General features: G+C 65.0%; 23 protein-coding genes and 1 riboswitch. Of the genes, 8 read left to right on the top strand and 15 right to left on the bottom strand.

The window, feature by feature from the left end; all coding sequences use genetic code 11:
- Positions 1-3 precede the first annotated feature (3 nt).
- Both rsgA and V0R59_RS24225 read left to right on the top strand, forming a co-directional pair.
- The gene (gene rsgA / locus V0R59_RS24230; protein WP_330077165.1) at positions 4-1035 is read left to right on the top strand and encodes a small ribosomal subunit biogenesis GTPase RsgA; all 1032 of its coding nucleotides are present in this window, start codon (positions 4-6) and stop codon (positions 1033-1035) included.
- Positions 1036-1198: 163 nt separating this feature from the next.
- Positions 1199-1669 (top strand): toll/interleukin-1 receptor domain-containing protein, encoded by a 471-nt coding sequence (locus V0R59_RS24225; protein WP_330077164.1) that lies wholly within the window; start codon positions 1199-1201, stop codon positions 1667-1669.
- 62 nt (positions 1670-1731) lie between these two features.
- On the opposite strand, the gene motB is transcribed toward V0R59_RS24225, so the two are convergent.
- Both motB and motA read right to left on the bottom strand, forming a co-directional pair.
- Positions 1732-2742, bottom strand: a complete 1011-nt coding sequence (motB, locus tag V0R59_RS24220; protein ID WP_330077163.1) for a flagellar motor protein MotB — start codon at positions 2740-2742, stop codon at positions 1732-1734.
- 3 nt (positions 2743-2745) lie between these two features.
- On the bottom strand, positions 2746-3597 hold the full coding sequence (gene motA / locus V0R59_RS24215; RefSeq protein WP_330077162.1) for a flagellar motor stator protein MotA: 852 nt from the start codon (positions 3595-3597) through the stop codon (positions 2746-2748).
- A gap of 131 nt (positions 3598-3728) precedes the next feature.
- On the opposite strand from motA, the gene V0R59_RS24210 reads away from it, so the two are divergent.
- Genes V0R59_RS24210 through asd form a run of 3 tightly spaced genes read left to right on the top strand, consistent with a single transcriptional unit; the run spans position 3729 to position 6993 of the window.
- Positions 3729-5267 (top strand): HDOD domain-containing protein, encoded by a 1539-nt coding sequence (locus V0R59_RS24210; RefSeq protein WP_330077161.1) that lies wholly within the window; start codon positions 3729-3731, stop codon positions 5265-5267.
- A 46-nt stretch (positions 5268-5313) separates the two neighbouring features.
- Positions 5314-6123, top strand: coding sequence for a rhodanese-like domain-containing protein (locus tag V0R59_RS24205; protein ID WP_330077160.1), 810 nt, complete (start codon positions 5314-5316; stop codon positions 6121-6123).
- 9 nt (positions 6124-6132) lie between these two features.
- Positions 6133-6993, top strand: a complete 861-nt coding sequence (gene asd, locus V0R59_RS24200; RefSeq protein WP_330077159.1) for an archaetidylserine decarboxylase — start codon at positions 6133-6135, stop codon at positions 6991-6993.
- Positions 6994-7068: 75 nt separating this feature from the next.
- Here the strand turns inward: asd and V0R59_RS24195 are convergent, their stop codons facing one another.
- Together V0R59_RS24195 and serB are read right to left on the bottom strand one after the other, a co-directional pair.
- The gene (locus tag V0R59_RS24195) at positions 7069-7479 is read right to left on the bottom strand and encodes a lectin OAA family protein (RefSeq protein ID WP_330077158.1); all 411 of its coding nucleotides are present in this window, start codon (positions 7477-7479) and stop codon (positions 7069-7071) included.
- Positions 7480-7629: 150 nt separating this feature from the next.
- Positions 7630-8844 carry a phosphoserine phosphatase SerB gene (gene serB, locus V0R59_RS24190; protein ID WP_330077157.1) on the bottom strand — a complete coding sequence of 405 codons (1215 nt, stop codon included), beginning with the start codon at positions 8842-8844 and terminating at the stop codon, positions 7630-7632.
- A gap of 135 nt (positions 8845-8979) precedes the next feature.
- Between serB and V0R59_RS24185 the strand changes: the two genes are divergently transcribed.
- Positions 8980-10488, top strand: a complete 1509-nt coding sequence (locus V0R59_RS24185) for a histidine kinase (protein WP_330077156.1) — start codon at positions 8980-8982, stop codon at positions 10486-10488.
- Between the two features lie 89 nt (positions 10489-10577).
- Here V0R59_RS24185 and V0R59_RS24180 read toward each other — a convergent pair whose 3' ends face one another.
- From V0R59_RS24180 to V0R59_RS24140, 9 genes are all read right to left on the bottom strand, one after another.
- Positions 10578-11291 (bottom strand): PqiC family protein, encoded by a 714-nt coding sequence (locus V0R59_RS24180; protein WP_330077155.1) that lies wholly within the window; start codon positions 11289-11291, stop codon positions 10578-10580.
- Between the two features lie 171 nt (positions 11292-11462).
- Positions 11463-13721, bottom strand: a complete 2259-nt coding sequence (gene parC, locus V0R59_RS24175) for a DNA topoisomerase IV subunit A (RefSeq protein WP_330077154.1) — start codon at positions 13719-13721, stop codon at positions 11463-11465.
- 10 nt (positions 13722-13731) lie between these two features.
- Positions 13732-14250, bottom strand: coding sequence for a retropepsin-like aspartic protease family protein (locus V0R59_RS24170; RefSeq protein ID WP_330077153.1), 519 nt, complete (start codon positions 14248-14250; stop codon positions 13732-13734).
- Positions 14247-15233 carry an esterase-like activity of phytase family protein gene (locus V0R59_RS24165; protein WP_330077152.1) on the bottom strand — a complete coding sequence of 329 codons (987 nt, stop codon included), beginning with the start codon at positions 15231-15233 and terminating at the stop codon, positions 14247-14249. Before V0R59_RS24165 ends, V0R59_RS24170 begins: the two co-directional genes overlap by 4 nt.
- The gene (gene parE / locus V0R59_RS24160) at positions 15230-17134 is read right to left on the bottom strand and encodes a DNA topoisomerase IV subunit B (protein ID WP_330077151.1); all 1905 of its coding nucleotides are present in this window, start codon (positions 17132-17134) and stop codon (positions 15230-15232) included. The genes V0R59_RS24165 and parE overlap by 4 nt, the downstream gene beginning before the upstream one ends.
- A 36-nt stretch (positions 17135-17170) precedes the next feature.
- Positions 17171-17779 carry a YqiA/YcfP family alpha/beta fold hydrolase gene (locus V0R59_RS24155; RefSeq protein WP_330077150.1) on the bottom strand — a complete coding sequence of 203 codons (609 nt, stop codon included), beginning with the start codon at positions 17777-17779 and terminating at the stop codon, positions 17171-17173.
- A gap of 105 nt (positions 17780-17884) precedes the next feature.
- Positions 17885-18697 (bottom strand): 3',5'-cyclic-AMP phosphodiesterase, encoded by an 813-nt coding sequence (gene cpdA, locus V0R59_RS24150; protein ID WP_330077149.1) that lies wholly within the window; start codon positions 18695-18697, stop codon positions 17885-17887.
- 85 nt (positions 18698-18782) lie between these two features.
- Positions 18783-19235, bottom strand: a complete 453-nt coding sequence (locus tag V0R59_RS24145; RefSeq protein WP_330077148.1) for a DUF1249 domain-containing protein — start codon at positions 19233-19235, stop codon at positions 18783-18785.
- Positions 19226-19843, bottom strand: a complete 618-nt coding sequence (locus V0R59_RS24140) for an NUDIX domain-containing protein (protein WP_330077147.1) — start codon at positions 19841-19843, stop codon at positions 19226-19228. The genes V0R59_RS24145 and V0R59_RS24140 overlap by 10 nt, the downstream gene beginning before the upstream one ends.
- Positions 19844-20029: 186 nt before the next feature.
- Between V0R59_RS24140 and V0R59_RS24135 the strand changes: the two genes are divergently transcribed.
- Positions 20030-20776, top strand: a complete 747-nt coding sequence (locus V0R59_RS24135; RefSeq protein ID WP_330077146.1) for an RsiV family protein — start codon at positions 20030-20032, stop codon at positions 20774-20776.
- Here V0R59_RS24135 and cytX read toward each other — a convergent pair.
- Entirely contained in the window at positions 20745-22028 is a 1284-nt protein-coding gene (cytX, locus tag V0R59_RS24130; protein WP_330077145.1) for a putative hydroxymethylpyrimidine transporter CytX, read from the bottom strand. The two genes, V0R59_RS24135 and cytX, sit on opposite strands and share 32 nt — an antisense overlap.
- 141 nt (positions 22029-22169) lie before the next feature.
- Positions 22170-24059: a phosphomethylpyrimidine synthase ThiC gene (gene thiC, locus V0R59_RS24125; RefSeq protein WP_330077144.1), complete on the bottom strand. Its 1890-nt coding sequence runs from the start codon at positions 24057-24059 to the stop codon at positions 22170-22172.
- Between the two features lie 146 nt (positions 24060-24205).
- Positions 24206-24310, bottom strand: a riboswitch (TPP riboswitch).
- A 142-nt stretch (positions 24311-24452) separates the two neighbouring features.
- On the opposite strand from thiC, the gene V0R59_RS24120 reads away from it, so the two are divergent.
- Entirely contained in the window at positions 24453-25886 is a 1434-nt protein-coding gene (locus V0R59_RS24120; protein ID WP_330077143.1) for a TolC family outer membrane protein, read from the top strand.
- The last annotated feature ends 124 nt before the right edge of the window (positions 25887-26010 follow it).

The following is a 26010-nucleotide window of genomic DNA, read 5'->3' as shown; positions in this document are numbered from 1 at the left end:
TTCATGGCCAAACGCCAGCTCAATCGCCGCCAGAACTGGCGCATCGAAAAGATCCAGGAAGAGCGTGCCGCCCGCGCCGCGAAACGTGAGGAGCGCGCCCTGGAGGTGCTCGAAGGTGGCGACCTGGGTCCGGAACAGACTGGCCTGGTGATCGCGCACTTCGGCGTGCAGGTTGAGGTCGAGGCCGACGATGGCCAGGAGGCCGGCCAGGTCTTCCGCTGCCACCTGCGCGCCAACCTGCCGGCGCTGGTGACCGGCGACCGCGTGGTCTGGCGTGCCGGCAACCAGGGCATCGGCGTGATCGTCGCGCAACTACCGCGCAGCACCGAGCTGTGCCGCCCCGACAGCCGTGGCCAGCTCAAGCCGGTCGCTGCCAACGTCGACCTGATCGTGATCGTCTTCGCCCCCGCACCCGAGCCCCATGCCAACCTCATCGACCGCTACCTGGTGGCCGCCGAGCACGCCGGCATCCGCCCGCTGCTGCTGCTGAACAAGGCCGACCTGATCGACGACGAAAACGGCCCGGCACTGAACGCGTTGCTCGCGGTGTATCGGCAGTTGGGTTATCCATTGCTGGAAGTGTCGGCGCACCACGGCGACGGCATGCAGCAGTTGCAGAAGATGCTCGACGGCCACATCAGCGTCTTCGTCGGCCAGTCCGGGGTAGGCAAGTCGTCGCTGGTCAACAGCCTGCTCCCCGAGGTGCAGACCCGGGTCGGCGCGTTGTCGGAATGGTCCGGCCAGGGCCAGCACACCACCACCACCGCCCGCCTGTACCACTTCCCCGGTGGCGGCGAGCTGATCGACTCCCCGGGCATCCGTGAATTCGGCCTGGTGCATGTCAGCCGCGACGATGTCGAGGCCGGCTTCATCGAGTTCACCGACCTGCTCGGCACCTGCCGCTTCCGCGACTGCAAGCACGACCGCGAACCTGGCTGCGCCCTGCTCAAGGCCCTGGAAGACGGGCGGATCCAGCAGCAGCGGATGAACAGCTATCGCTCCATCATCGCCAGCCTGCCGCAAGACACCTACTGACCCACCGTGCGGTATCTCCCTTCCCGGGAAATACCGCCAGTAGGCCCTATCCGTAGGACTATTCATACGAAAACGTAGGACCCTTCTTTGTTTCCGGCCATCTATTGCCGGGCTGCAGGAATTCACTGATCGTCGCCGCTTTCACCAGAAAGGACGCTTCGTGATGCCTGTATTCATCAGCTACCGCCACCCTGATCGCCTCGACGCGTTCGTGATCAACGAACGACTCAAGCTCGAAGGCATCAACACCTGCCTCGAACTGTTCGACCCGCAGGCGCAGCAGACCACCGACGATATCTGCACCCTGCTCAACACCAATATCAATGCCTGCACCCACGTCATCACCGTGCTCGGCCAGGGTGGCGTGGATGAATGGTGGGTTCCGTTCAGCCTCGGCAGCGCCACCCAGCTGAACCGCCGACTGGCCTTCTACCAGTGCGAAGGCAGCCTGCCGGGCTACCTGGAGCGCTGGCCGACCCTGACCCGGCGCGAGCATATCGACCTGTTCGTCAGCGCCTACCACGACGAGCAGACCTTCCGCCGCGCGATCAGCAAGGACGGTGGCGAGAGCAATCGCAACAATGCCGAGTTCTTCCATACCGACCTGAAGGCCCGCCTGCGCCGCGGTTTCTGAATTGCACAATGAAAAACGCCCGCCCGGAGTGATCCGGGCGGGCGTTTTTCATACCCCGGCGCTTACTGCTTCTTGCCGGGCTCATCCATCTTCAGGACACCGTCCTCGAAGATGTTCAGCTTCTCGCGCAGCTCATGGGGCTGCATCGGCTCGGCCTCCGGTTGCGCAGCGGGTGCCGCGCCCGATGCATCTGGCGTCGTCGACGGTGCCGGATTCTCCGGCGCGTTCTGCTCGCCTTCGATGGCGCGCTGGGCTTTCTTGGTCAGCACGACGATATCGATGCGACGGTTGACCGGATTCAGCGGATGCTCGCGATCGAACAGCGACGACGAGGCATAACCCACCACCCGTGCCACCTGGCCATCCGGGTAACCGCCCGCGACCAACGCACGCCGTGCGGCGTTGGCACGGTTGGCCGACAGCTCCCAGTTGCCGAACTCGCCGGTGCCGGCATACGGCTTGGCATCGGTGTGGCCACTGACGCTGATCTTGTTCGGCACCGTCTTGATGGTGTCGGCCATGGCCAGCAGGATGTCTTCGAAGTACGGCTTAAGGCGCGCGCTGCCGAGGTCGAACATCGGCCGGTTCTCGTTATCGACGATCTGGATGCGCAAGCCATCCTGGGTGATCTCGAAGAGAATCTGGTCCTTGAACTTCTGCAACTCGGGGCTCTGCTCGACCTTGTTCTGCAGTTCCTGCAGGACCAGTTCGAGACGCTCGCGCTCCACCTGCTCGGCCAGGCTGTCGACCTGCTCAGGGCTGACGATGCTGCTCTCGGGCGTCGGCTCGGCCTTCTGCTCCGGGTTGATGGTCTTTTCCGGCGCCAGCTCGGGCGAGCCGCCGAGGTCGATGATGTACGGCGTGCCGCTTTCGGAGAACCCGATCGGGTCCTTGAAGTAGCCGGCGATGGCGATCTTCTGTTCCGGCGTGGCGGTGGACAGCAGCCACAGCACCAGGAAGAACGCCATCATCGCCGTGGCGAAGTCGGCGAAGGCGATCTTCCACGCACCGCCGTGGTGGCCGCCGCCAAAGCGCTTGACGCGCTTGATGATAATCGGCTGATTGTTTTCCATGGATCAGCGACCGCGGACTGCTTGTTCCAGCTCGGCGAAGCTCGGACGGTGCTTCGGATAGAGCACCTTGCGCCCGAACTCGACCGCCAGCGACGGCGGCATGCCGGAAGCCGAAGCCACCAGGGAAGCCTTGATCGCCTCGTAGGTGTTCAGCTCTTCCTTGGCATCGTGGGCCAGGCAGTTGGCCAGAGGACCGAAGAAGCCGTAGGCCGCGAGAATACCGAAGAAGGTACCCACCAGTGCCGCACCCACGTGTAGGCCGATGGATTTCTGGTCCCCGTCGCCGAGGGACGCCATGGTCACCACGATACCCAATACCGCCGCGACGATACCGAAGCCGGGCATGCCGTCGGCGATACCGGTAACCGCATGGGAAGGATGTTCCAGCTCTTCCTTCATGCTCAGCAGCTCCATGTCGAACAGGCCTTCCAGCTCGTGGGGCGCCATGTTGCCGGTGGACATGATCCGCAGGTAGTCGCAGATGAACGCGGTCATGCGCTCATCCTTCAGCACCGCCGGGTACTTGGCGAAGATCGGACTGGCAGCGGCATCCTCGATGTCGCCTTCGATCGCCATCATGCCTTCGCGGCGGCTCTTGTTGAGGATCTCGTAGACCAGGCCCAGCACTTCTATATAGAAGGTGTGGGAGAAGCGGCTGCCGAACATGCTCAGCGACTTCTTCACGACGTGCATGGTCATATAGCCAGGGTTGGCCTGGAGGAACGCACCGAATGCGGCACCGCCGATGATCAGCACCTCGAAAGGCTGGATCAGGGCCGCGATCTTGCCGTGGGAGAGAACATATCCGCCAAGCACGCTCGCGAATACGACGATGATGCCGATAATTTTAGCCATAGGTAGAAAGCACTTACTGTCGGGTCTCGGGTCGGGGACGGAAGTTCGTAAAACTCTTCTTCTACTTATCGGCAGTTCTGCGCCAGACTATAGCCAGCGAAGGCGAAAAGCCAGCTTGGCCCATTTCCAGCATGCCTAGTGAAACCATCGTGCCAACTACCACTCCGAAGACCCTCGACGCCTGGATCAAACTACTGGATGGCACTCACCTTCCGGTTCCCTGTCACAGCCACGACCGCGTGAAAGCGGCGATCGCGGACAGTCGCCGCTCGCTGCGCGACATTGCCGAAGTCATGCAGGATAGTCCGGCTTTGGTCCTCAGTGTGATGCGCGAGGCCAATCGGCATACCCACGCCACCATCGCGGAACCTGCGGAGAACCTCGAAGTCGCCCTCAACCGCCTTGGGCTGGCCCGGGTCGAGTCACTGGTGGAGCGCCTGCACACCGCCCCGGTCAACGAGATTCCCCTGGCCCTGCGCCAATTGCAGATGATCAGCCAGCATGCGAGCCAGCAGGCCAGCGGCCTGTTCGCCAGCCGCCTGGCGCGACTCTGGCAGGACATCCACTGGGGCAGCCTGCTGTTCCTTTCGCCGTTGTGGCCGCTGGCCCTGACCCATCCGCAGTTGCTGGAAGAATGGGAACTGCGCGTGGTGCATCGCGGCGAGCCGGCCCCGAAGGTGGAGCGGGAACTCTTCGGCGTGCGCCTGCTCGGCCTGTGCCAGGCGCTGGCCGAGTTCTGGCGCCTGCCAACCTGGGTCACCCAGGGCTATCACCTGCTACAGGAAGAGCGCCGCTCGCTGGCCAGGGTCATGCACATCGCCCGCGACCACAAGAGTCCGCTGCGCCAGCAACAAAAGCTCGACGCCGACCCGGCACTGCGGCGCTGGCTGAATCACCCGGCCAACACCGTGCTGCTGGCGAACGGCCTGGCCCTGTCTTCGCAGCACGCCTGGACCGGCACCCACATCCGGCGCTGGCAACAACTGATCAGCCTGTACTTGCAGGCACCGCTGGAGGACGTCCAGAGCCAGAGCCACCAGCAGGCGGCGCAGAGTGCGCGCAAGCACGCGCTGGAAGGCGTGTTCCATCCGGCGCAGATGCTGCTCTGGCCGGCGAATGCCCGCTACATTCCGCGCGGCATGCAGCAGGCCGACATCCCCGACAGCAAGGCGCTGGGCGACTGGCGCAAGTTCTGCGCCGAACTGCTGAGCGAACCCACGCCGTTCTCCAACGCCATGCACCTGACCTCCTACGCCCGCGAAGCCCTGCAGGCCTGCGGGATGAAGCGCGTGCTGCTGCTGATGAGCGACAAGACCCACAGTTTCCTGCGCGTCCACCAACTGGCCGGGCTGCCGCAACAGGCCGCCAATCTCACCGTGCCGGTGACCCAGAGCAAGCTGCTGCAACGCCTGCTGGCCCAGTCCGCGCAACTGCGCCTGACCCCGCAGAACCACGCCCAGTTCTCCGCCCTCTTGCCCGCCAGCCTGCGCACGCTGTTCCGCGGGGAAAACCTGCTGCTGCGTTCGCTGTCGAACAACGGCAAGGTGGTGATGGTGCTGATGGCCGACCAGGGCGGCGGACCGTTCTCGGAAGTCAGCGTGCAGGCCTTCGCCAAGACCGCGCAATGCCTGGAGCGCGCCCTCGCCACCTTCAGCAACCGTAGCGCCTGACCCTGCGCTACAATCGCCACCCTCTGTTCCGATCTGGAGTCTCTGGATGACCGACTTTTCTGGCTTGCCCCTGGTGATCGAACCGGCGGACCTGCTGCCACGCCTCGATTCGGCGGAACTGATCCTGGTCGACCTGACCAGCGCCAATCGCTACGGCAGCGGCCATATCCCCGGTGCCCGCTTCGTCGATCCCAAGCGCACGCAACTGGGCCAGCCACCGGCGCCGGGCCTGGCGCCGGCCAAGGCCGAGCTGGAAAAGCTGTTCGGCGAACTGGGCCATCGCGCCAACGCTACCTACGTGGTCTATGACGACGAAGGCGGTGGCTGGGCCGGTCGCTTCATCTGGCTGCTGGATGTCATCGGCCACACCCGCTACCACTACCTGAATGGCGGCGTGCAGGCCTGGCCAGCGAACAAGCTGAGCACCGAGGTGCCAGCTGCTGTCGGCGAACCGGTGCACCTGGTCCTGCACGACGAGCCCACCGCCACCCGCGAGTACCTGCAAAGCCGTCTTGGCGCCGCCGACCTGGCGATCTGGGACGCGCGCAGCCCCGGCGAATACCGTGGCGAGAAGGTCCTCGCCGCCAAGGGCGGGCACATTCCGGGCGCGGTCAACTTCGAGTGGACCGCCGGCATGGACCTGAACGACGCCCTGCGCATCCGCAAGGACATGCCACAGATCCTCGAACAGCTCGGCATCAGCAAGGACAAGGAAGTGGTCACCCACTGCCAGACACACCACCGCTCGGGCTTCACCTACCTGGTGGCCAAGCACCTGGGCTACCCACGGGTCAAGGCGTACGCCGGCTCCTGGGGCGAATGGGGCAACCATCCGGACACGCCCGTCGAAGTTTAAGGAAACCCAATGAAATCCCGTTTGTTCATCATCAGCCAGTACCTGCTGCCCCACCACCTGCTGTCGCGCCTGGCCGGCTGCATCGCCGAATGCCGCGTGCGCTGGTTCAAGAACGCCTTCACCCAATGGTTCGCCAAGCGCTACCAGGTGGACATGTCCCAGGCCCTGGTGGAAGACGTCACCGCCTACGAGCACTTCAACGACTTCTTCACCCGTGCCCTGAAGCCGGGCGCCCGCCCGCTGGACGAGACCCCGGGCGCGATACTCTGCCCGGCCGACGGTGCCATCAGCCAGCTCGGCCCGATCGAGCACGGCCGCATCTTCCAGGCCAAGGGCCACAGCTTCAGCGCCCAGGAATTGCTCGGCGGTGACCCGGCCAATGCCGCGCCCTTCATGGGCGGCGAGTTCGCCACCGTGTACTTGTCGCCGAAGGACTACCACCGCGTGCATATGCCACTGGCCGGCACCCTGCGCGAAATGATCTACGTCCCGGGCCGCCTGTTCTCGGTGAACCAGACCACTGCGGAAAACGTTCCCGAGCTGTTCGCCCGAAACGAGCGCGTGGTCTGCCTGTTCGATACCGAGCGCGGTCCGATGGCCGTGGTGCTGGTGGGAGCGATGATCGTCGCCTCGATCGAGACGGTATGGGCCGGCCTGGTCACCCCGCCGAAGCGCGAGCTGAAGACTTTCCGCTACGACGAAGCGTCGCGCGCGCCGATCCATCTGGAGAAAGGTGCGGAGCTGGGTCGCTTCAAGCTGGGTTCGACCGCCATCGTGCTGTTCGGTCCGGAGCAGGTGAAGTGGGCCGAAAGCCTGGGCGCCGGTTCCGCGGTATCCATGGGTCAGTGCCTGGCGCTGCCAAAGGCCTGACCGTCAGGGCCGCCTTGCTGCCCCACAAAAACAAAACCGCCCCTGGCGAGAGGGGCGGTTCTTCAGCCTGAAGCCTTACTCCAGATGACTGCGGAAGCCGATCGGGCCTTCGTTGTCATAGGTGTTGGTGCCATCGAGGCTCTTGCCACCATCGTTGGACTTGACGCTCAGGGCGACGACGCTCTGGTTGTCACGGCCGCCAATGACCCATTCGCCGCCCGGATGCCAAGGGGCATCGTTGCCGCCCCACTGGTTCTGGACTTCGTAGCGGTTCTGCGCGACACGCTTGGCCTTGAAGCCGATCGGGCCTTCGCCCGAATAGGTCATGTTGCCCTTGAAGGTCACACCGCCATCGCCGGAACGGATATCGATGGCTACCACGTGCTGGTTGTCCCGCGCACCGAGTTTCCAGGTTCCACCCGGATGCCACGGCGCACTGTTGCCACCCCATTGGTTCTGAACTGCGTACTTGTTCGAAATCGCCATGAACTTCATCTCCTTGAAGTTGCTGGTGGGACCGGCCAGTTTCCAGACCGGCCGTGCAGCCCTGGGAACGGGCCGCACGCGAGCAAGCCTAGTCGCCTCTCAAAGAACGCCAGGACACAAGGGACGAATGGTTAGAACCGTTCGCTCTATTCAGGCATTCCCTTCGCGATCACGCATGCCCAGGAGATAGAGCACGCCATCGAGGCCCAGGGTCGAAATCGCCTGCTTGGCCGACTGGCGTACCAGCGGCTTGGCGCGGAAAGCCACGCCCAGGCCGGCGATGCCGAGCATCGGCAGGTCGTTGGCGCCATCACCCACGGCGATGGTCTGCTCCATCTGCAGACCTTCCTTGCGCGCCAGTTCGGCGAGCAGGTCGGCCTTGCGCTGCGCATCGACGATCGGCTCGATGGCGACGCCGGTGCACTTGCCGTCGACCACTTCCAGCTCGTTCGCGAACACGTAGTCGATGCCCAGTTTGGCCTGCAGTTGCTTGGCGAAGTAGGTGAAGCCGCCGGAGAGGATGGCGGTCTTGTAGCCCAGGCGCTTGAGTTCGGCGAACAGGGTTTCGGCACCTTCGGTCAGGCGCAGCGAGGCACCGATCTCGTCGAGGACGCTGACATCCAGGCCCTTGAGCAGGGCCAGGCGCTCCTTGAAGCTGGCGCGGAAGTCCAGTTCGCCGCGCATGGCGCGCTCGGTGATTTCCGAAACCTGCTCGCCGACGCCGGCAGCCTTGGCCAGTTCGTCGATCACCTCGGCCTCGATCAGCGTCGAATCCATGTCGAACACCGCCAGACGGCGGTTGCGGCGGAACAGCGAGTCCTGCTGGAAGGCGATGTCGACGTTGAGCTCCTGGGCCACGCTGAGGAACTCGGCGCGCAGCGCCTGTGGATCGGCCGGTTCGCCGCGCACGGAAAACTCGATGCAGCCCTTGCCCTGCTCGGCCGGGGTGTCCAGCGCCACGCGACCGGACAGGCGGTCGATATGGTCGATGTTCAGGCCGTACTGGGCGGTGATGGAGCTGACCCGCTGCAACTGCTCGGCGGTAACCTTGCGGGTCAGCAGGGTGACGATGTGGCGCGGCTTGCCCTGGTTGGCCACCCAGTTGCGGTAGTCGTCCTCGGACACCGGGGTGAAGCGCACCTGCTGGTTCAGCTCGTAGCCGGTGAACAGCAGGTCCTTGAGCACCGAGGAACCCTGCTCGGTGCCCGGGATTTCGACGAGGATGCCGAAGGACAGGGTGTCGTGGATCACCGCCTGGCCAATATCGAGGATATTCACACCGCCACGGGCCAGGACGCCGGTAATGGCCGCGGTCAGGCCCGGACGGTCCTCACCGGTGATGTTGATCAAGACGATTTCGCGCAAGACGGGCTCCAGGACGTGCAAAAAATGCGCATTCTACCGCCTTTTGCAGACCATCGGGCGCAGTCGATGCTTTGCCGTCCGAGGGTCGCTCGCTATACTGCGCAGCAATTTCTCCGTCATAAAGAGCCGCGCTCAGTGAACCGGCCCACGCCCGTCAAAACCGACAACTTCTTCCTGCTGATCTTTCGTGCCCTGCGTCAGCGTCGCGTGCCACTGGCACTGCGCATCGCCTGCCACAACGTCTTCCTGGTTGCCCTGGCGCTGGTGATCTACGCCTGCGTGATGGGTTTGCAGTTCAAGGAAGCCATGCATGAACAGGCCGACGCCCTCGGGCAAAGCCTGACCACCCAGACCGCGACCTCGGCCACCGAGCTGCTGGTGTCCAACGACATCCTCAGTCTCAACGTGCTGCTCGGCAACCTGGTGAAGAACCCGCTGGTGGCCCACGCCGCCATCTACAGCGTGGACAACCGCATCCTCGCCGAGGCCGGCCAGCGTCCGAAGAACAGCCTGCTGGGCGAGGCCGAAGGCCTGTACCAGACCAAGATCACCTTCCAGGACGTCACCGCCGGGCAGTTGCGCATCAGCCTGGACATGAGCCAGTTCCAGCAGCCGATGACCATCAGCCTGCAGAGCATGGGCATCCTCGCCGGCATCCTGCTGGCCCTGGCGCTGACCATGAGCCTGCGCCTCGGCCGCTACGTCTCGACCCCGCTCCTGCAGCTGCGGGTATGGCTGCGCGACCTCGACGAATACACCCCGGCCACCGAACGCCAGGACGAGATCGGCGATCTTGCCCGCCAGTTGCACGCGCGCTTCGCCCCACCGCCGAAGGAAGTCGAGCCGGAGCCGGAGATCGAGGACGATTTCGAGGAAGACGTCGAGCCGTTCGAAGTGCGCGACCTGCGTGATCCGGGCTTCGACGAAGCCCCGGCGGTCGCCCGCCCGAAAGCCCGCAACATCGAGGCGGAAGAAGACGAGGACGACGATGCCTTCGCCGACCTGGGCGACCTGGCGACCCCTGCGGCCAAGTCCGCTGCCGCCAAGCCGGCCGCACCGCGGGAACCGCAGAAGAGCGCGGTGCTCGCCGTGCAACTTGGCTCCCAGGAGCAACTGCGGCGCCTGCCCCGTGCTCGCCTGACCGAACTGCTGGACCGCTACCGCGACTGCCTGGACCAGGCCGCCTCGTTGTATGAAGGCGAAGTGGAAACCCTGAACGACGGCAGCACCCTGCTGCTGTTCCACAGCCAGGACAGTGGCGAGGACTACCTGACCAACGCCATTTGCTGCGGTGAGCTGCTGCGGGCGCTGGGGCATGCCTTGCAGGTGGAAGTGGCCGACAGCGGCATCACCTTGCAGCTGCAATTGGGCCTGGCGCTGGGTGAAGACCTGCAGGGCCTGAGCCAGATCGACCTGCTGCTGACCGAGAAGGCCCAGGACGCCCTGGCCCTGTCGCAGCACAGCCGCAACCTGCTGCTGGTGGAGCGCAGGATCAGCGATGACGCGCTGATCCGCCAGCGCGCGCGGATCCGGCCGATTGCCAGTCCGGAAGGGGCTTGCTGCGTGGAGCGGCTGATGGAGCCCTATCCGTCGATGCTGGAGCGGCAGTTGGCGCGGATGCATGAGCGGCAAGTGAAAAGCTGAGATCCATGAGGCCAGCACGGACAAAGCTGCTTCCTGGCCCAAATGAAAAAGCCCGCATCTCTGCGGGCTTTTTCATGTCTGCTGCAACCTCAGAAGCGGAACACTTCCATATCGGTGCGAATCGGCGAAGCCATAGGGATCTTCGGCTTCTCCGGCTCCTTGCGCACCTGCACCGGCGCAGCCGGTTTCTTCGGTGGCGCTTCCTCGGCCAGTGCCGGCTGGTTGGCCAGCGGCTTCACCGCAGTGCTCAGCTGTTCGGCCAGGCGTTGCAGCAACTGGCCCTGGGCCTGGACCTGCGCCGACGAACTGCCGCTATGCGGTTGTTCAAGGTGGACGATGCGGTTGTCACGCACCTGACCACGACGGTCAAGCAGGCGCCATTGCGCATCGAGGATCGCCGGCTGGTTCGCTCCGGAATCCAGCCGGGTGATCGACAGCAGCACCTGCACATCCGGGCTGAAACCGGTACTGGCCGGGGCCAGGACCACGCGCTGGCTGTCCAGACGCCAGGCCAGCTGACGCACCAGCAGTTGATCGATATCGGCGGAGAGGCTGCCAGCCCAGCGACCGTCGGTCGCCGCGGTGAGGCTGCCGTCCGGCTGGCGTTGCAGCAGGGTTTCCCGTTGCAGGTAGTCGGCGACCGATACCGGCCCCAGGACCACCGCCATGCCGGCGCTCTGCTTCGGCTGCCCCGGCTCGCCGCTGTCGAGCTGATAGAGCGCGACCGGCTGGTGCATGCTGCACCCGGCCAGGCCCAACACGCCCGTCAGCAGTAGAACAAATGGAAGGCGCAGAAAAGTCATCATCCCATCCAGGCGGCCACCACACGGCACCGCAGTGATACACATGAATTCATTCGGGCACCCAGCCACGCTGGCACCGCAGGGGGGCTATCATCCGCGAAAATGCGACATGACTCCAGCATTTACGCCCGTAACACGTAGGAAAATACTGTTTCCGGGCGTCTAAAACGCCTACTCGGGACTGTCGACCAACAGCGCGTCGACCCGCTGGAAGCCGCGCGGCAACTTGTTGCCACGGCGTCCGCGCTCACCCTTGTAGTGCTCCAGGTCCTCACCCTTGAGCGATAGCGTACGCTTGCCGGCTTGCAATACAAGGGTCGCTCCGTCGGAGAGTACCGCCATGTCCGTGACATATTCTTCACGACTGGCAACCCGATCGCCGGGTACGCCGATGATCTTGTTGCCCTTGCCCTTGCCCAGTTGCGGCAGGTCGCTGATCTTGAACACCAGCAGGCGACCTTCGGTGGTCACCGCCGCCAGCCAGTTCTGCTCGCGGTCGGCCACCAGCCGCGGTGCCAGCACCTTCGCGCCATTCGGCAGGCTCAGCAGCGCCTTGCCCGCCTTGTTCTTGGCCTGCAGGTCTTCACCCTTGACCACGAAGCCGTAGCCCGCGTCGGAGGCGATGACGTACAGCGCCTCGTCGTCCGGCAGCAGCACGCACTCGAAGGACGCGCCCGGCGGTGGCGCCAGGCGCCCGGTCAGCGGTTCGCCCTGGCCCCGTGCCGACGGCAGGGTATGGGCCGCCACCGAGTAGCTGCGACCGGTGGAGTCGATGAACACAGCGAACTGGTTGGACCGCCCCGCCGCCGCCACCTTGAAACCATCGCCCGCCTTGTACGACAGGCCGGTGGCGTCGATATCGTGACCCTTGGCGCAACGTACCCAGCCCTTTTCCGAAAGCACCACGGTGACCGGCTCGGTCGGCATCAGTTCGTTTTCCGATAGCGCCTTGGCCTCGGCCCGGGCGACGATCGGCGACCGACGGTCGTCGCCGTAGGTTTCCGCGTCCTTGATCAGCTCGCTGCGCACCAGCTTGCGCAGCTTGGCATCGCTGCCCAGCAGGCCTTGCAGCTTGGCCTGCTCCTTCAGCAGCTCTTCCTGCTCGCCGCGGATCTTCATCTCTTCCAGCCGCGCCAGCTGACGCAGGCGGGTTTCGAGGATGTAGTCGGCCTGGATCTCGGTCAGGTCGAAACGGGCGATCAACGCCTGCTTCGGATGTTCCTCGGTACGGATGATGTGGATCACCTCGTCGAGATTGAGGAACGCCACCAGCAAGCCGTCCAGCAGGTGCAGGCGACGCTCGACCTTGTCGAGGCGGAACTTCAGCCGGCGACGGACCGTGGCGATGCGGAATTCCAGCCACTCCAGCAGCAGCGCGCGCAGGTTCTTCAGTTGCGGGCGGCCGTCCAGGCCGATGATGTTGACGTTGACCCGGTAGCTCGACTCCAGGTCGGTGGTGGCGAACAGATGCTGCATCAGTTCGTCGAGGTCGACACGGTTGGAGCGGGCGATGATGACGATGCGGCACGGGTTCTCGTGGTCCGACTCGTCACGCAGGTCGGCGACCATCGGCAGCTTCTTGGCCTGCATCTGCGCGGCGATCTGCTCCAGCACCTTGGCCCCGGAGACCTGGTGCGGCAGCGCGGTAACGACGATGTCGCCGTCCTCGATGCGATAGACGGCACGCATGCGGATCGAGCCGCGACCGCTTTCGTAGATCTTCAGCAGTTCGGCACGCGGTGTGATGATTTCCGCCTCGGTCGGGTAGTCCGGGCCCTGGATATGTTCGCAAAGCTGCTCGACGGTGGCTTTCGGCTCGTCCAGCAGGCGCACGCACGCGCTGGCCACTTCCCGCAGGTTGTGCGGTGGCACGTCGGTGGCCATGCCCACGGCGATTCCGGTGGTGCCGTTGAGGAGGATATTCGGCAAACGTGCAGGCAACACGGCGGGTTCTTCCAGGGTACCGTCGAAGTTCGGTACCCAGTCCGCCGTGCCCTGGCCCAGTTCGCTGAGCAGCACCTCGGAATAGCGCGACAGGCGCGCCTCGGTGTAACGCATCGCCGCGAAGGACTTCGGATCGTCCGGCGCACCCCAGTTGCCCTGGCCGTCGACCAGGGTGTAGCGGTAGCTGAACGGCTGCGCCATGAGCACCATGGCTTCATAGCAGGCCGAGTCGCCGTGGGGGTGGAATTTACCGAGCACGTCACCGACGGTACGCGCCGACTTCTTGTGCTTGGAGTCGGCATCCAGGCCCAGTTCGCTCATGGCGTAGACGATACGTCGCTGCACCGGCTTCAGGCCGTCGCCGACGTGCGGCAAGGCCCGGTCCATGATCACGTACATGGAGTAGTTGAGGTAGGCCTGTTCGGTGAAGTCGGCCAGTGACCGGCGCTCTACGCCATCGAGGCTCAGATCAAGGGAGTCGCTCATGCGGGCCTCATCAGTTCAAGGTCTGGCGCAGCAGCAAGATGCCGCCGCGCTGGGTGAATTCAAGTCGTTTCAGGGCACTCATGCCCAGTAGCACCTGGTTGCCGTCCAGTCCGGGGACCACCAGGGCGCGAACGTCGCGCAGCAGGATATCGCCCAATTGCACGCTGTCCAGACGGGTGCGGTAACCCTCGGTGCGGCCATTGGCGGTGCTCAGGGTCACCGGTGCGCCACGTTCCAGGCCAAAGTCGCGGGCCACGGATTCGGGAATCGCCACGTCGGTGGCACCGGTGTCGAGCATGAAATGCACGGCCTGACCGTTGATCAGGCCGTCGGCGACGAAATGCCCCTGGCCGTTGCTCGCCAGTCGCACCTCGACGAAACCCTCGCCGTGTTGCGAAGTGAGCTGGGTGTTGGGGTTGGCCTGCTTGTCTTCCCACGCGCCGAAAAAGCGCGTGGCGAGAAACAGCCCGGCGGCCCAGGCCAACACCATGAACACCCGCCCGATCCGCTGGCCCGGGGTCTGGCTCATTTCTTCGCGCTCCAGCCGCCTTTCGGCGCGGCGAAACGCCAGACGATCGGCCGGTCTTCGCCATCGGTGCGGGTGCCGCCGTTGTTGTCGACGCCGATCCAGGCACCGTCGGCATCGATCACCAGGGCTTCGGCCAGGCCGTACGCCTGGCTGTAGCGCCGCGAGTCGACCAGCGCATCGGCGGCGAACGACCAGCAACGCTCCACCTGTGCGGTCTGCGCGTCGCGCCGGCAGATACGGTAGGCATTGCGTTCCAGGGTGAACAGCTTGCCCTCGAACAGCGCCAGGTCGGAGAAGTCCCGCGAGACTTCCCGGGCATTGGGGAACTGCTCCGGCTGCAACTCGGTACCGGCTTCGCTGAGCAATACGCAAGCGTCGCCGCACGTCCAGGTGCTCTGCTTGCGGTTGACCAGCAACAGGCCGCGGCGCTCGCGCTCCGCCGCCAGCCACAGGCGATCGCCCGCCGGGCTCACGGCGAGGCCTTCGAACAAGGCATTGAAGTGCAGGAGCATGCCACTGGCTCGGGCCTGGCGGATCATGCTCGGGTCGATGCGCAGCCAGTTCGGCTCGCCGTCCAGCGGCACCTGCAGCACCGCGGCATGGGCTTCGCTGACGATGTAGTGGTTACCCGCCGCGTCGCAGCTCACGCCCTCGAAATCGAGGTCGCCGCCGCGCACCAGCGAGGCCGCCCACTGCCGCGAGCGCAGGCCGAGCGGGAAACCGGCGTCCGGTACCGGCGGCACCGCCAGCGGTACGCCGACGGCCTGCCAGACCTGGCCGCCGGTATCCAGCTTGTACAACAGGTCATCGTCGCGGTCGGAAACGGTCCACAGTGTCCCGCTGCACAGCGCCAGCCCGGACAGGTTGCCACCGCGCATGCCTTCCACCGGATGCTCGCCGAGCATCTTCAGCTCCGGCCACGGCTCGGCCACGGCTGGCACCGCGAGCAGTGCCAGCAGGCCAGCCAGCAGGACACGGATCAAGCCATGACCTCGGCCAGGTTGCCGTTGCTTTCCAGCCAGCTCTTGCGGTCGCTCGCGCGTTTCTTGGCCAGGAGCATGTCCATGATTTCCCGGGTCTGCTCGAAGTCGTCGAGGGTCAGCTGGACCAGGCGCCGGGTGTTCGGGTCCATGGTGGTCTCGCGCAGTTGCGGCGGGTTCATCTCGCCGAGGCCCTTGAATCGGGTGACCTGCGGCTTGCCGCGTTTCTTCTCGGCCACCAGGCGGTCGAGGATGCCGTCGCGCTCGGCTTCGTCGAGGGCGTAGTAGATTTCCTTGCCCAGGTCGATGCGGTAAAGCGGCGGCATCGCCACGTAGACGTGACCGGCTTCCACCAGGGGACGGAAATGCTGGACGAACAGGGCGCAGAGCAGCGTGGCGATGTGCAGGCCGTCGGAGTCGGCGTCGGCGAGGATGCAGATCTTGCCGTAGCGCAACTGGCTGAGGTCGGCGGCACCCGGGTCGACGCCAATGGCCACGGCGATGTTGTGCACTTCCTGGCTGGCCAGGACTTCGCCGCCGTCCACTTCCCAGGTATTCAGGATCTTGCCGCGCAGCGGCAGGATCGCCTGGAACTCCTTGTCACGCGCCTGCTTGGCCGAACCACCGGCGGAATCACCCTCGACCAGGAACAGCTCGGCGCGCATCGGGTCCTGGCCCGCGCAGTCGGCCAGCTTGCCCGGCAGCGCCGGGCCCTGGGTGACGCGCTTGCGCTCGACCTTCTTGCTCGCCTTGAGGCGACGGCCGGCGTTGCTGATGGCCAGTTCGGCCAGTTGCATGCCCAGCTCGGGATGGGCGTTGAGCCACAGGCTGAAGGCGTCCTTCACCACCCCGGAAACGAAGGCCGCAGCCTCGCGGGACGACAGGCGCTCCTTGGTCTGCCCGGAGAACTGCGGTTCCTGCATCTTCATCGAGAGGACGAAGGTAATGCGCTCCCAGACGTCTTCCGGCGCCAGCTTGACCCCGCGCGGCAGCAGGTTGCGGAACTCGCAGAATTCGCGCATTGCATCCAGCAGGCCCTGGCGCAGGCCGTTGACGTGGGTACCGCCCTGGGCAGTGGGAATCAGGTTGACGTAGCTTTCCTGGACCGCGTCGCCGCCTTCCGGCAGCCACAGCAGGGCCCAGTCCACAGCTTCCTTGTTGCCGGCCAGGCTGCCGCAGAACGGCTCGTCCGGCAGGCGCAGGTACTCGCTGACCGAGTCGACCAGGTAGGAACGCAGGCCGTCTTCGTAGTGCCACTCGACCTTCTCGCCGGTGCTCTTGTCCTCGAAGGTCACCGTCAGGCCCGGGCACAACACGGCCTTGGCCTTGAGCACATGCTTGAGGCGGCTTACGGAGAATTTCGGCGAATCGAAGTACTTCGGATCCGGCGCGAAGTACACGCTGGTCCCGGTGTTGCGCTTGCCGACCGTGCCGATGACTTCCAGCTCGCTGGCCTTGAAGCCGTCGGCGAAGGTCATCTGGTACTCGTTGCCGTCGCGCTTGACGCGCACCCGCACCTGGGTCGACAAGGCGTTGACCACCGAGATGCCGACGCCGTGCAGGCCGCCGGAGAACTGGTAGTTCTTGTTGGAGAACTTGCCGCCGGCGTGCAGCTTGGTAAGGATCAGCTCGACCCCGGACACGCCCTCTTCCGGGTGGATGTCCACCGGCATGCCGCGACCGTCGTCGCAGACTTCCAGGGAATGGTCGGCGTGAAGGATCACCTGCACCGAACGGGCATGACCGGCCAGGGCTTCGTCGACGCTGTTGTCGATGACTTCCTGGGCCAGGTGGTTGGGGCGGCTGGTGTCGGTGTACATGCCCGGACGCTTGCGTACCGGGTCAAGGCCCGAGAGGACTTCGATGGCGTCTGCGTTATAGGCGCTAGCGCTGGGATTGGCCATGGGTTCTCGTCGTCATTCGTGGGTGAAGAAAAGCAATCAAAATACAGAAAAATCGAGACTTTGATACGTGTGTGCGTCAATCCCCGCGTAGGCCAGCAGGGCCGGCAGGTGCAGGGCGAAGCCCTGGAAGCTGTGGTCGCCGCCGACCTCGATGCGCAGGGCGCAAGCCCGGTAGAAGCGCTCGGCGCGGCGGTAGTCCAGGGTTTCGTCGCCGGTCTGCAGCCACACCTGGTAACGCGCCGCATCCACGGGGGCCGGCACTTCCAGCTCGGCCAGGGCGGTGATGTGATCGTGGGTCAGTTCCCAAGTCTCGCCGCTGTAGTGGTTGACCTGGGTGCCCAGGTAGCCGTCGAACAACTGGTGCGGATTGACCGCCGGATTGATCAGCAGCGCCTTGAGCCCGTGACGCTCGGCCAGATGGGTCGCATAGTAGCCGCCGAGGGAACTGCCGACCAGCAATGGCCGGCCCAGCTCGGCAAGATCCGCCTCCAGCTGGGCCATGGCCTGGCGCGGGTGGTGATGCAGCGCCGGGACGCGCAGCTGGCCGGACAGGCCGATATGCGCCATGACCGCCTGCAACTGACTGGCCTTCATCGAGCTCGGCGAGCTGTTCAAACCATGGATGTAAAGGATCGAGCCCGACATTTCGCCCCCGGATGTCCGTGAACCGCCCAAGTGAGCGGGCGCAAAAACGCGCAGTTTAGCCTGATAACCGGGAAATGATTCAGCTTTAAGCGATTGCGCGATGCTTCAGTAGCCGTTGCCGTAGTCCACGGTGAAGGCGAAATCCTTCAGGCGGGAAACCCCGGTCTCCAGCCGACCGTCGTCGTGCAGCGCCAGCCAGCGGTAGCCGGGCGGACGCTGTTCATCAACCTTGAAGTCCTCGCTGCCCGGCTCGAACTGGATGCAGGTGGACGGCGATGCCAGCAGGCGGCGGCCTTCCAGCTGCTGGTCCCATTCCTGGTGGATATGCCCCCAGAGCAAGGCCCGTGCCTGTGGATAAGGCTTGATCGCGGCAAACAGCGCCTCGGGGTTGCGCAAGCCGATGGGGGCCATCCAGGCGCAATCGATGGAAATCGGCTGGTGGTGGAAGCACACCAGGCAATGACGGCCGTCGGCACTGCTCAAGGCCCGGTCGAGCAAACCCAGTTGCTCTGCGTCGAGACGCCCCGGCACGCTGCCGGGAATCGCCGAATTGAGCATGATCACCCGCCAGTTGCCGATATCGGTGACCGGTTCCAGCAGGTCGCTATCCGCGGCAACCCGCTCCATCGGCAGCGGTTCGTCATGATTGCCGGCCAGCCAGCGACTCGGCGCGCCAAGCACGGCGGTCATCTTGCGAAACTGTTGGTAGGACGCCTCGGTGCCGTCCTGGGACAGATCCCCCGTGGCCAGGACCAGATCGATCCGCGGTTGCTCGGCGAGCACCTGGTCGATCACCCGTTGCAGGCTGTCACGGGTATTCATGCCCAGCAGCGCACCCTCGCCATCGGCGAACAGATGACTGTCAGAAAGCTGCACCAGACGAACCGGGGCACTGGATGAGGGGGTGGCGTGCGGCAAGGGGCCGTCTCCTTGTGGGAATCCTGCACGATTATGGTGGGGAAGAATCGGAGGATCAAACCGCAGGCACGACCGCCGTCACATTTCAGCGAACCACTTCGAATTCGTGACCACAGGCCAGGCAGTGGCTCAGCCACTCGCCGAGGAACACATTGAGCTGGGCTTTTTCGTCCGGCTGATGCATCGCGGCATTGGGATAGGGATAGACGCTGCGAAAACGACGGGCATGTTCGGCGCTGACGACCTCCGCCATGCGCGCGTCGTGGTAGACCTGTACTTCCAGCTGCGGCACCGGCAGCCACGGCAGGCTGTGCTCCTGGCGTACCCGCAGGGTGGTGGTGTACGGACAGGCCAGGACCACGTCGAGGGTCAGCACGCCGAGCATCTGGTCGCCCTGGGTCATGCCGATGCGGCGCGAGCTGGTGGCGTTGCGCATGTCCGGCAACAGACGCATCAGGCGTGCGTAGTTGGCCTCGCAGGCAGCCTGCAGACCGACCAGATCGACCCGATAACGCTCGCGTACAAGACTCACGACCACAGCCCCCTGACTTCATCGCGGTTCAAGGCCAGCCATTGCAGGGCGATGATCGTCGCCGCATTGGCTATCTGCCCGTCGCGCACGGCCTGCAGGGCATCCTCGAATGCCCAGACCCGCACGCGGATATCTTCGCCCTCTTCTTCCAGGCCATGCAGCCCGCCAGCCCCCTCGCTGCTGCAACGGCCCAGGTACAGGTGAACGTACTCGTCGCTGCCGCCGGGAGACGGGAAATACCGGGTCATCGGCCACAGCGCGGAGAAGGTCAGTCCAGCTTCCTCCTGTGCCTCGCGGTGCGCAACTTCTTCCGGCACCTCGTCCTTGTCGATCAGACCGGCGACCAACTCGATCAGCCACGGATTGCCGGTCTTGCCCAGGGCGCCGACGCGGAACTGCTCGATCAGCACCACTTCGTCACGCTGCGGATCGTAGGGCAGGACGCACACCGCGTCGTGGCGGACGAACAGCTCGCGGCTGATCTCGCGGCCCATGCCGCCGGCGAACAATTCGTGGCGCAGGTGCACCCGGTCGAGCCGGTAGAAACCCTGGAAACAGTTCTCGCGGCGGACGATGTCGACGGCGCTGGGAACAGTGTTCAACTTGTCTGTCATGGAAATCCTCGTTACCTCACGTGCAGCTTCGCGCAATCCTACCCCGCGTACCCTCGGCTTTCACCCTCTTTAAAGTCAACCCGAGGGCTGCGAGGATAGGCGCCGTCTGTCTATTGAATACTAGTGGCGAACCGACGGCCGTGCCGACGGTCCAAGGCCGATCACCGCTGTTCCAGAAGGATCATCATGACTCTTGTCAAACTGACTACCGTGGCTGTCCTGGCCCTTGCCCTGGGGGCCTGCCAGAGCGTCTTCCAGCCCAACCTGCGCAAGCCGCTGGAGGTCAAGCGCGAGGCCTGGGAGCACGTCAAGCCCGGTTGCAGCGCCAGCGATTGTCCGCTGGTGAACATCGATACCCTGCAGTTCCCGGCCGAGCCGCGCCTGGACGGCATCATCGAGCGGGGACTGCTGCAACTGACCCGCGACGAGCCGGGTGCGCCGCTGCCGACGTCGCTCAAGGCCTATGAAGACAGCTTCCTGCGCTCGGCGCAGAGCCGCAACAGCACCTACCTGCAGGCCAAGGTACGCGAGCAGCATGACGGACTGGTGATCATCGAACTGTCCAGCTATCGCGACACCGGCGGCGCCCACGGCATGCCGGGGCGTGCGTTCATCAACTGGTCGCGCCAGCAGGAGAAGGTCCTGACCCTGCAGGACATGCTGGTACCAGGCCAGGAAGACACCTTCTGGAAGACCGTGGAGGAAGCCCACCGCGGCTGGCAGATCGCCAATAACCTGGACCAGGACAAGGAGTTCGTGAAGAACTGGCCGTTCCAGAAGACCGCGAACATCGCCCTGACCTACGGCGCGGTGCTGCTCAAGTACGACGTGTACGCCATTGCGCCCTACGCCATGGGCCACGTCGAACTGAAGATCCCCTACCCGCGCCTGAACGGCGTGATCAAGCCGGAACTGTTTCCCGGCCGCGGCTGAAGCCCAGCACCCCGTGCAACAGCCCTGCCAGCAGCAAGGCCGGCAGGGTCGCGCCGACATCCGGTGCATAGTTGGCCAGCAGGTGGTAGGTGGCCACACCCCCCGCCCAGGCCAGCACGGCACCAAGGTGCAACGAGGTGACCCGCGCCGGCAGGCGGCGACCGCGCAGCACGAAGTGGTCCACCAGCACCACGCCGAACAGCGGCGCGAACACCGAGCCGATCAGCAGCAGGAAGTTCTGGTACTGCGCCAGCGGCGCGAAGCAGGCGATCAGGGTGCAGACGATGCCGATCGCCAGGGCCAGGTGCTCCACCTTCAGGCGCAGCAGCAGGCCGCTGGATACCGCCGCCGAGTGGATATCGGCGAAGGCGTTTTCCGACTCGTCGAGCAGGATCAGCAGCAGCGGGATGCCCAGGCCGGCACCCGCCAGTGCGAGCAACAGCGCGTTGACTTCACCGCTCGGGGCAAAGGCCAGGGTGTAGGCCACGCCCAGGCTCATCAGCCAGAAGTTGCCGATGAAGAAGCCCAGCGCGGTGCCGCCGAATACGCGGCTGGCGCGCTTGCCGAAGCGTGAGTAGTCGGCGATCAGCGGCAGCCACGACAGCGGCATGGCGATAGCGATGTCGAAGCCCACCGCCAGCGACATCGAACCGTCGCCGGCACGGGCCCACAGCGCGGCCAGGTCGGCCTTGGCGAAGAGGTTCCAGGTCAGCCACAGGCAGGCGCCGAGCAGCAGCCAGATGCCCCATTTGCGCAGGACCCGGCGGACGAAGGTGAGCGGACCGCTGACCGCCAGCAGGGTGGCCAGGCCGCCGAAGAACAGGGTCCACAGCAGCGGGCTGTTCCACGCACTGTTTTCGCCGAACGACTGCGCACCGAGCAGGCTGGCGGCGTCACGCATCACGATGATCTCGAACGAGCCCCAGCCGATCAGTTGCAGCAGGTTCAGGATCGCCGGCAACGCCGCGCCGTGCTTGCCCAGGCTCAGGCGCAGGGCGGCCATGGCCGAGAGGCCGGTATCGCTGCCGATCACCCCTACCGCCGCCAGCAACAGCACCCCGACCAGGGTGCCCGTGGCGATCGCCAGGATCGACCCGGCCAGGCCCAGGCCCGGCGCCAGCAACGCGCCGGTCTGCAGGACCATGAGGCCAATGCCGAGGGAGAACCACAGGGAGAACAGGTCACGGGCACCGAAGATGCGCTGATGACCGGGGACGGGGGAATCCGGGGAGTAGTTGCTGGGTAGGGACACGACAGTGGTCTCGGCAGATGTTTTTTGATTTCGAGGGCCTCATCGCTGGCAAGCCAGCTCCCACAGGGACCGCGGTGCATGCAATCCCTGTGGGAGCTGGCTTGCCAGCGATCGGGGCCACCGCGGCGGCCCCGGTTCACCTCAGACTTTCTTGTACAACTGGCTGCCTTCCTGGCGGAACCGCTCGGCCTGCTCGCGCATGCCATCCTCGACCGCCACGTCCACCACGTCGATGCGCTGGTTGGCGGCGTATTCACGCACTTCCTGGGTGATCTTCATCGAGCAGAACTTCGGCCCGCACATGGAGCAGAAGTGCGCAACCTTGGCCGAGTCCTTCGGCAAGGTCTCGTCGTGGAACGAGCGCGCGGTGTCCGGATCCAGACCCAGGTTGAACTGGTCTTCCCAGCGGAACTCGAAGCGCGCCTTGCTCAAGGCGTTGTCGCGAATCTGCGCGCCCGGGTGTCCTTTCGCAAGGTCCGCGGCATGCGCGGCGATCTTGTAGGTGATGATCCCGGTCTTCACGTCATCCTTGTTCGGCAGGCCCAGGTGCTCCTTCGGCGTCACGTAGCAGAGCATGGCGCAGCCGAACCAGCCGATCATCGCCGCACCGATGCCCGAAGTGATGTGGTCGTAGCCCGGGGCAATGTCGGTCGTCAGCGGGCCGAGGGTGTAGAACGGCGCCTCGTCGCAGCATTCCAACTGCTTGTCCATGTTCTCTTTGATCAACTGCATCGGCACGTGGCCCGGGCCTTCGATCATGCACTGCACGTCATGCTTCCAGGCGATCTTGGTCAGCTCGCCGAGGGTCTCCAGCTCGCCGAACTGCGCTTCGTCGTTGGCGTCGGCGATGGAGCCCGGACGCAGGCCGTCGCCCAGCGAGAAGCTGACGTCGTAGGCCTTCATGATTTCGCAGATTTCGTCGAAGTGGGTGTAGAGGAAGTTCTCCTTGTGATGCGCCAGGCACCACTTGGCCATGATCGAGCCGCCGCGGCTGACGATGCCGGTGACCCGCTTGGCGGTCAGCGGCACGTAGCGCAGCAGCACGCCGGCGTGGATGGTGAAGTAGTCCACGCCCTGCTCGGCCTGTTCGATCAGGGTGTCGCGGAACAGCTCCCAGGTCAGGTCCTCGGCCACGCCGTTGACCTTTTCCAGCGCCTGGTAGATCGGCACGGTACCGATCGGCACCGGCGAGTTGCGGATGATCCACTCGCGGGTTTCATGGATGTGCTTGCCGGTGGACAGGTCCATCACGGTGTCCGAGCCCCAGCGAATGCCCCAGGTCAGCTTGGCCACTTCTTCCTCGATCGAGGAACCCAGGGCGCTGTTGCCGATGTTGCCGTTGATCTTCACCAGGAAGTTGCGGCCGATGATCATCGGCTCAAGCTCCACGTGGTTGATGTTGGCCGGGATGATGGCGCGGCCGCGGGCGATTTCCTCGCGGACGAATTCGGGGGTGATCTCTTTCGGGATGCTGGCGCCGAAGCTGTGGCCGGCGTGCTGCTGGTCGAGCAGGCCGGCGGCGCGGGCTTCCTGGAGCTTCATGTTCTCGCGGATGGCGACGTATTCCATCTCGGCGGTGATGATGCCCTTGCGCGCATAGTGCATCTGGCTGACGTTGGCGCCAGCCTTGGCCCGGCGCGGGTTGCGCACGTGGGCGAAGCGCAGCTTGGTCAGCTCGGCGTCGGCCAGGCGCTGCTGGCCGAAGTCGGAGGACAGCCCGGCAAGGCGCTCGGTGTCGCCGCGGTCGTCGATCCAGGCCGAACGCACGTCGCCCAAGCCCTTGCGCACGTCGATCACGACGTTGGGGTCGGTATACGGACCGGAGGTGTCATAGACCAGCACCGGGGCGTTGGCCTCGCCGCCGAAGTCGGTGGGGGTATCGTCGAGGCTGATTTCCCGCATGGGCACGCGGATGTCCGGGCGCGAGCCTTCGACGAAGACCTTGCGCGAACGGGTGAAGGGTTGCACGGATTGCTGGTCGACCTGGGCGGATTCGCTCAGGTTGCTCGGGTATTTTTCTTGTTTGCTCATCACAGGCTCTCCAGACGGGTTGGATGTCGGAGTGAACCTGATGAAGGCACGGACGCACCGGGGGCGGTGCTGTGCTGAATGCGGGGGTATCGGTTGCCATCATGGCTGACTCGACATTCCCGGACCCGGCACAAGAGGGCTCGCGGGAAGCGAGCAATCTTGTTCCCTACGCAGGCGCTAACCTGATCAGGTTCAACGGGATCCGGAATTTCCGATCTCAGCCTCAACGCAAGGCACCCCGACAAGAACGCACGCAGTCTAGACTGGAGTGGCGTCAAACGCCAACCCTCCTGCCACAAGCTGGACAAATGGCGCAAATGTCAGATTGTTGCAAGATGCTCACACAACTACACTCGCAAGTTCAGAATTACCCTTTCGTTCAAGGATCGCCCTATGCTGCGCAAACTCTCACTGGCGCTCGCCGTGTCTTGTGCTTCCAACGGAATGGCCTGGGCCGCGGACCCAACGCTGTCGAACAGGACCGATCTGGTCAGCGTCTACCAGGAGGCGGTGAACAACAACGCCGACCTCGCCGCCGCCCGCGCCGACTATGGTGCCCGCCGCGAAGTGGTGCCCCAGGCCCGCGCCGGTCTGCTGCCGAACCTGTCTGCCGGGGCCGAGATGATGAGCACCCGCACCAGCATCGACCAGCCTTCGGTGACTTCCAACCGCAGCGGCAACTCCTGGCAGGCGACCCTGGCCCAGCCGATCTTCCGTGCCGACCGCTGGTTCCAGTTGCAAGCCGCCGAGGCGGTCAACGAACAGGCCGCGCTGGAGCTGTCGGCCACCGAGCAGAACCTCATCCTGCAGAGCGCGGAAAACTATTTCGCCGTGCTTCGCGCCCAGGACAACCTGGCCTCGACCAAGGCCGAGGAAGCGGCGTTCAGACGCCAGCTCGACCAGTCCAACGAACGTTTCGACGTCGGCCTTTCCGACAAGACCGACGTGCTGCAGTCCCAGGCCAGCTACGACACCGCCCGGGCCAACCGGATCATCGCCGAGCGCCGCGTGCAGGACGCCTTCCAGGCCCTGGTGACGCTGACCAACCGCGACTACAACTCGCTGCAGGGCGTGGTCCACACCCTGCCGGTGCAGGTGCCGGTGCCGAACGACGCCAAGGCCTGGGTGGACACCGCGACCCAGCAGAACCTCAACCTGCAGGCCACCAACCATGCCGTGCAGGCCGCCGAGGAAACCCTGCGCCAGCGCAAGGCCGGACATGCGCCAACCGTGGATGCGGTTGCGCGTTACCAGCGCGGCGACAACGACAGCTTCGGCCTGACCAACCCCAACCAGTTGCCGCAGGCCTACGGCGGCCCGGTCGAGCAGACCAGCATCGGCTTGCAGTTGAACATCCCGATCTACAGCGGCGGCCTGACCAGTTCGCAGGTGCGCGAGGCCTACCAGCGCCTGAGCCAGAGCGAGCAGCAGCGTGAAAGCCTGCGCCGCCAGGTGGTGGAAAACACGCGCAACCTGCACCGCGCGGTGAACACCGACGTAGAGCAGGTGCAGGCGCGCAAGCAGTCAATCATTTCCAACCAGAGCGCGCTGGAAGCCACGGAAATCGGCTATCAGGTGGGGACGCGGAACATCGTCGACGTGCTCGATGCCCAGCGCCAGCTGTACACCTCGGTGCGCGACTACAACAACACCCGCTATGACTACATCCTCGACAACCTGCGCCTGAAGCAGGCGGCCGGGACGCTGAGTCCGCAGGACCTCCAGGATCTGGGACGCTGGCTGAAGCCGGACTACAACCCGGACAAGGACTTCCTGCCACCGGACCTGGCGGCAGCGGCCAAGGCCAATTTCGAGGCCCGGCCGTGAATATCTAGCCACTTGTAGGAGCGGGGTGGCCCCCCCATTAGGCCGGGTAATCCGCGTCCCACCAGGCGGGGACCCCGCGCCAACACAGGGCCGGCCCAGCCCAAGCGGCTCCGGCCACCCCGCC

The sequence above is a fragment of the Pseudomonas ulcerans genome (assembly GCF_036324125.1).
GTDB classification, from domain to species: domain Bacteria; phylum Pseudomonadota; class Gammaproteobacteria; order Pseudomonadales; family Pseudomonadaceae; genus Aquipseudomonas; species Aquipseudomonas ulcerans.
The sequence above is the reverse complement of the archived record's forward strand: the minus strand, read 5'-3'. Positions and strand labels throughout refer to the sequence as shown.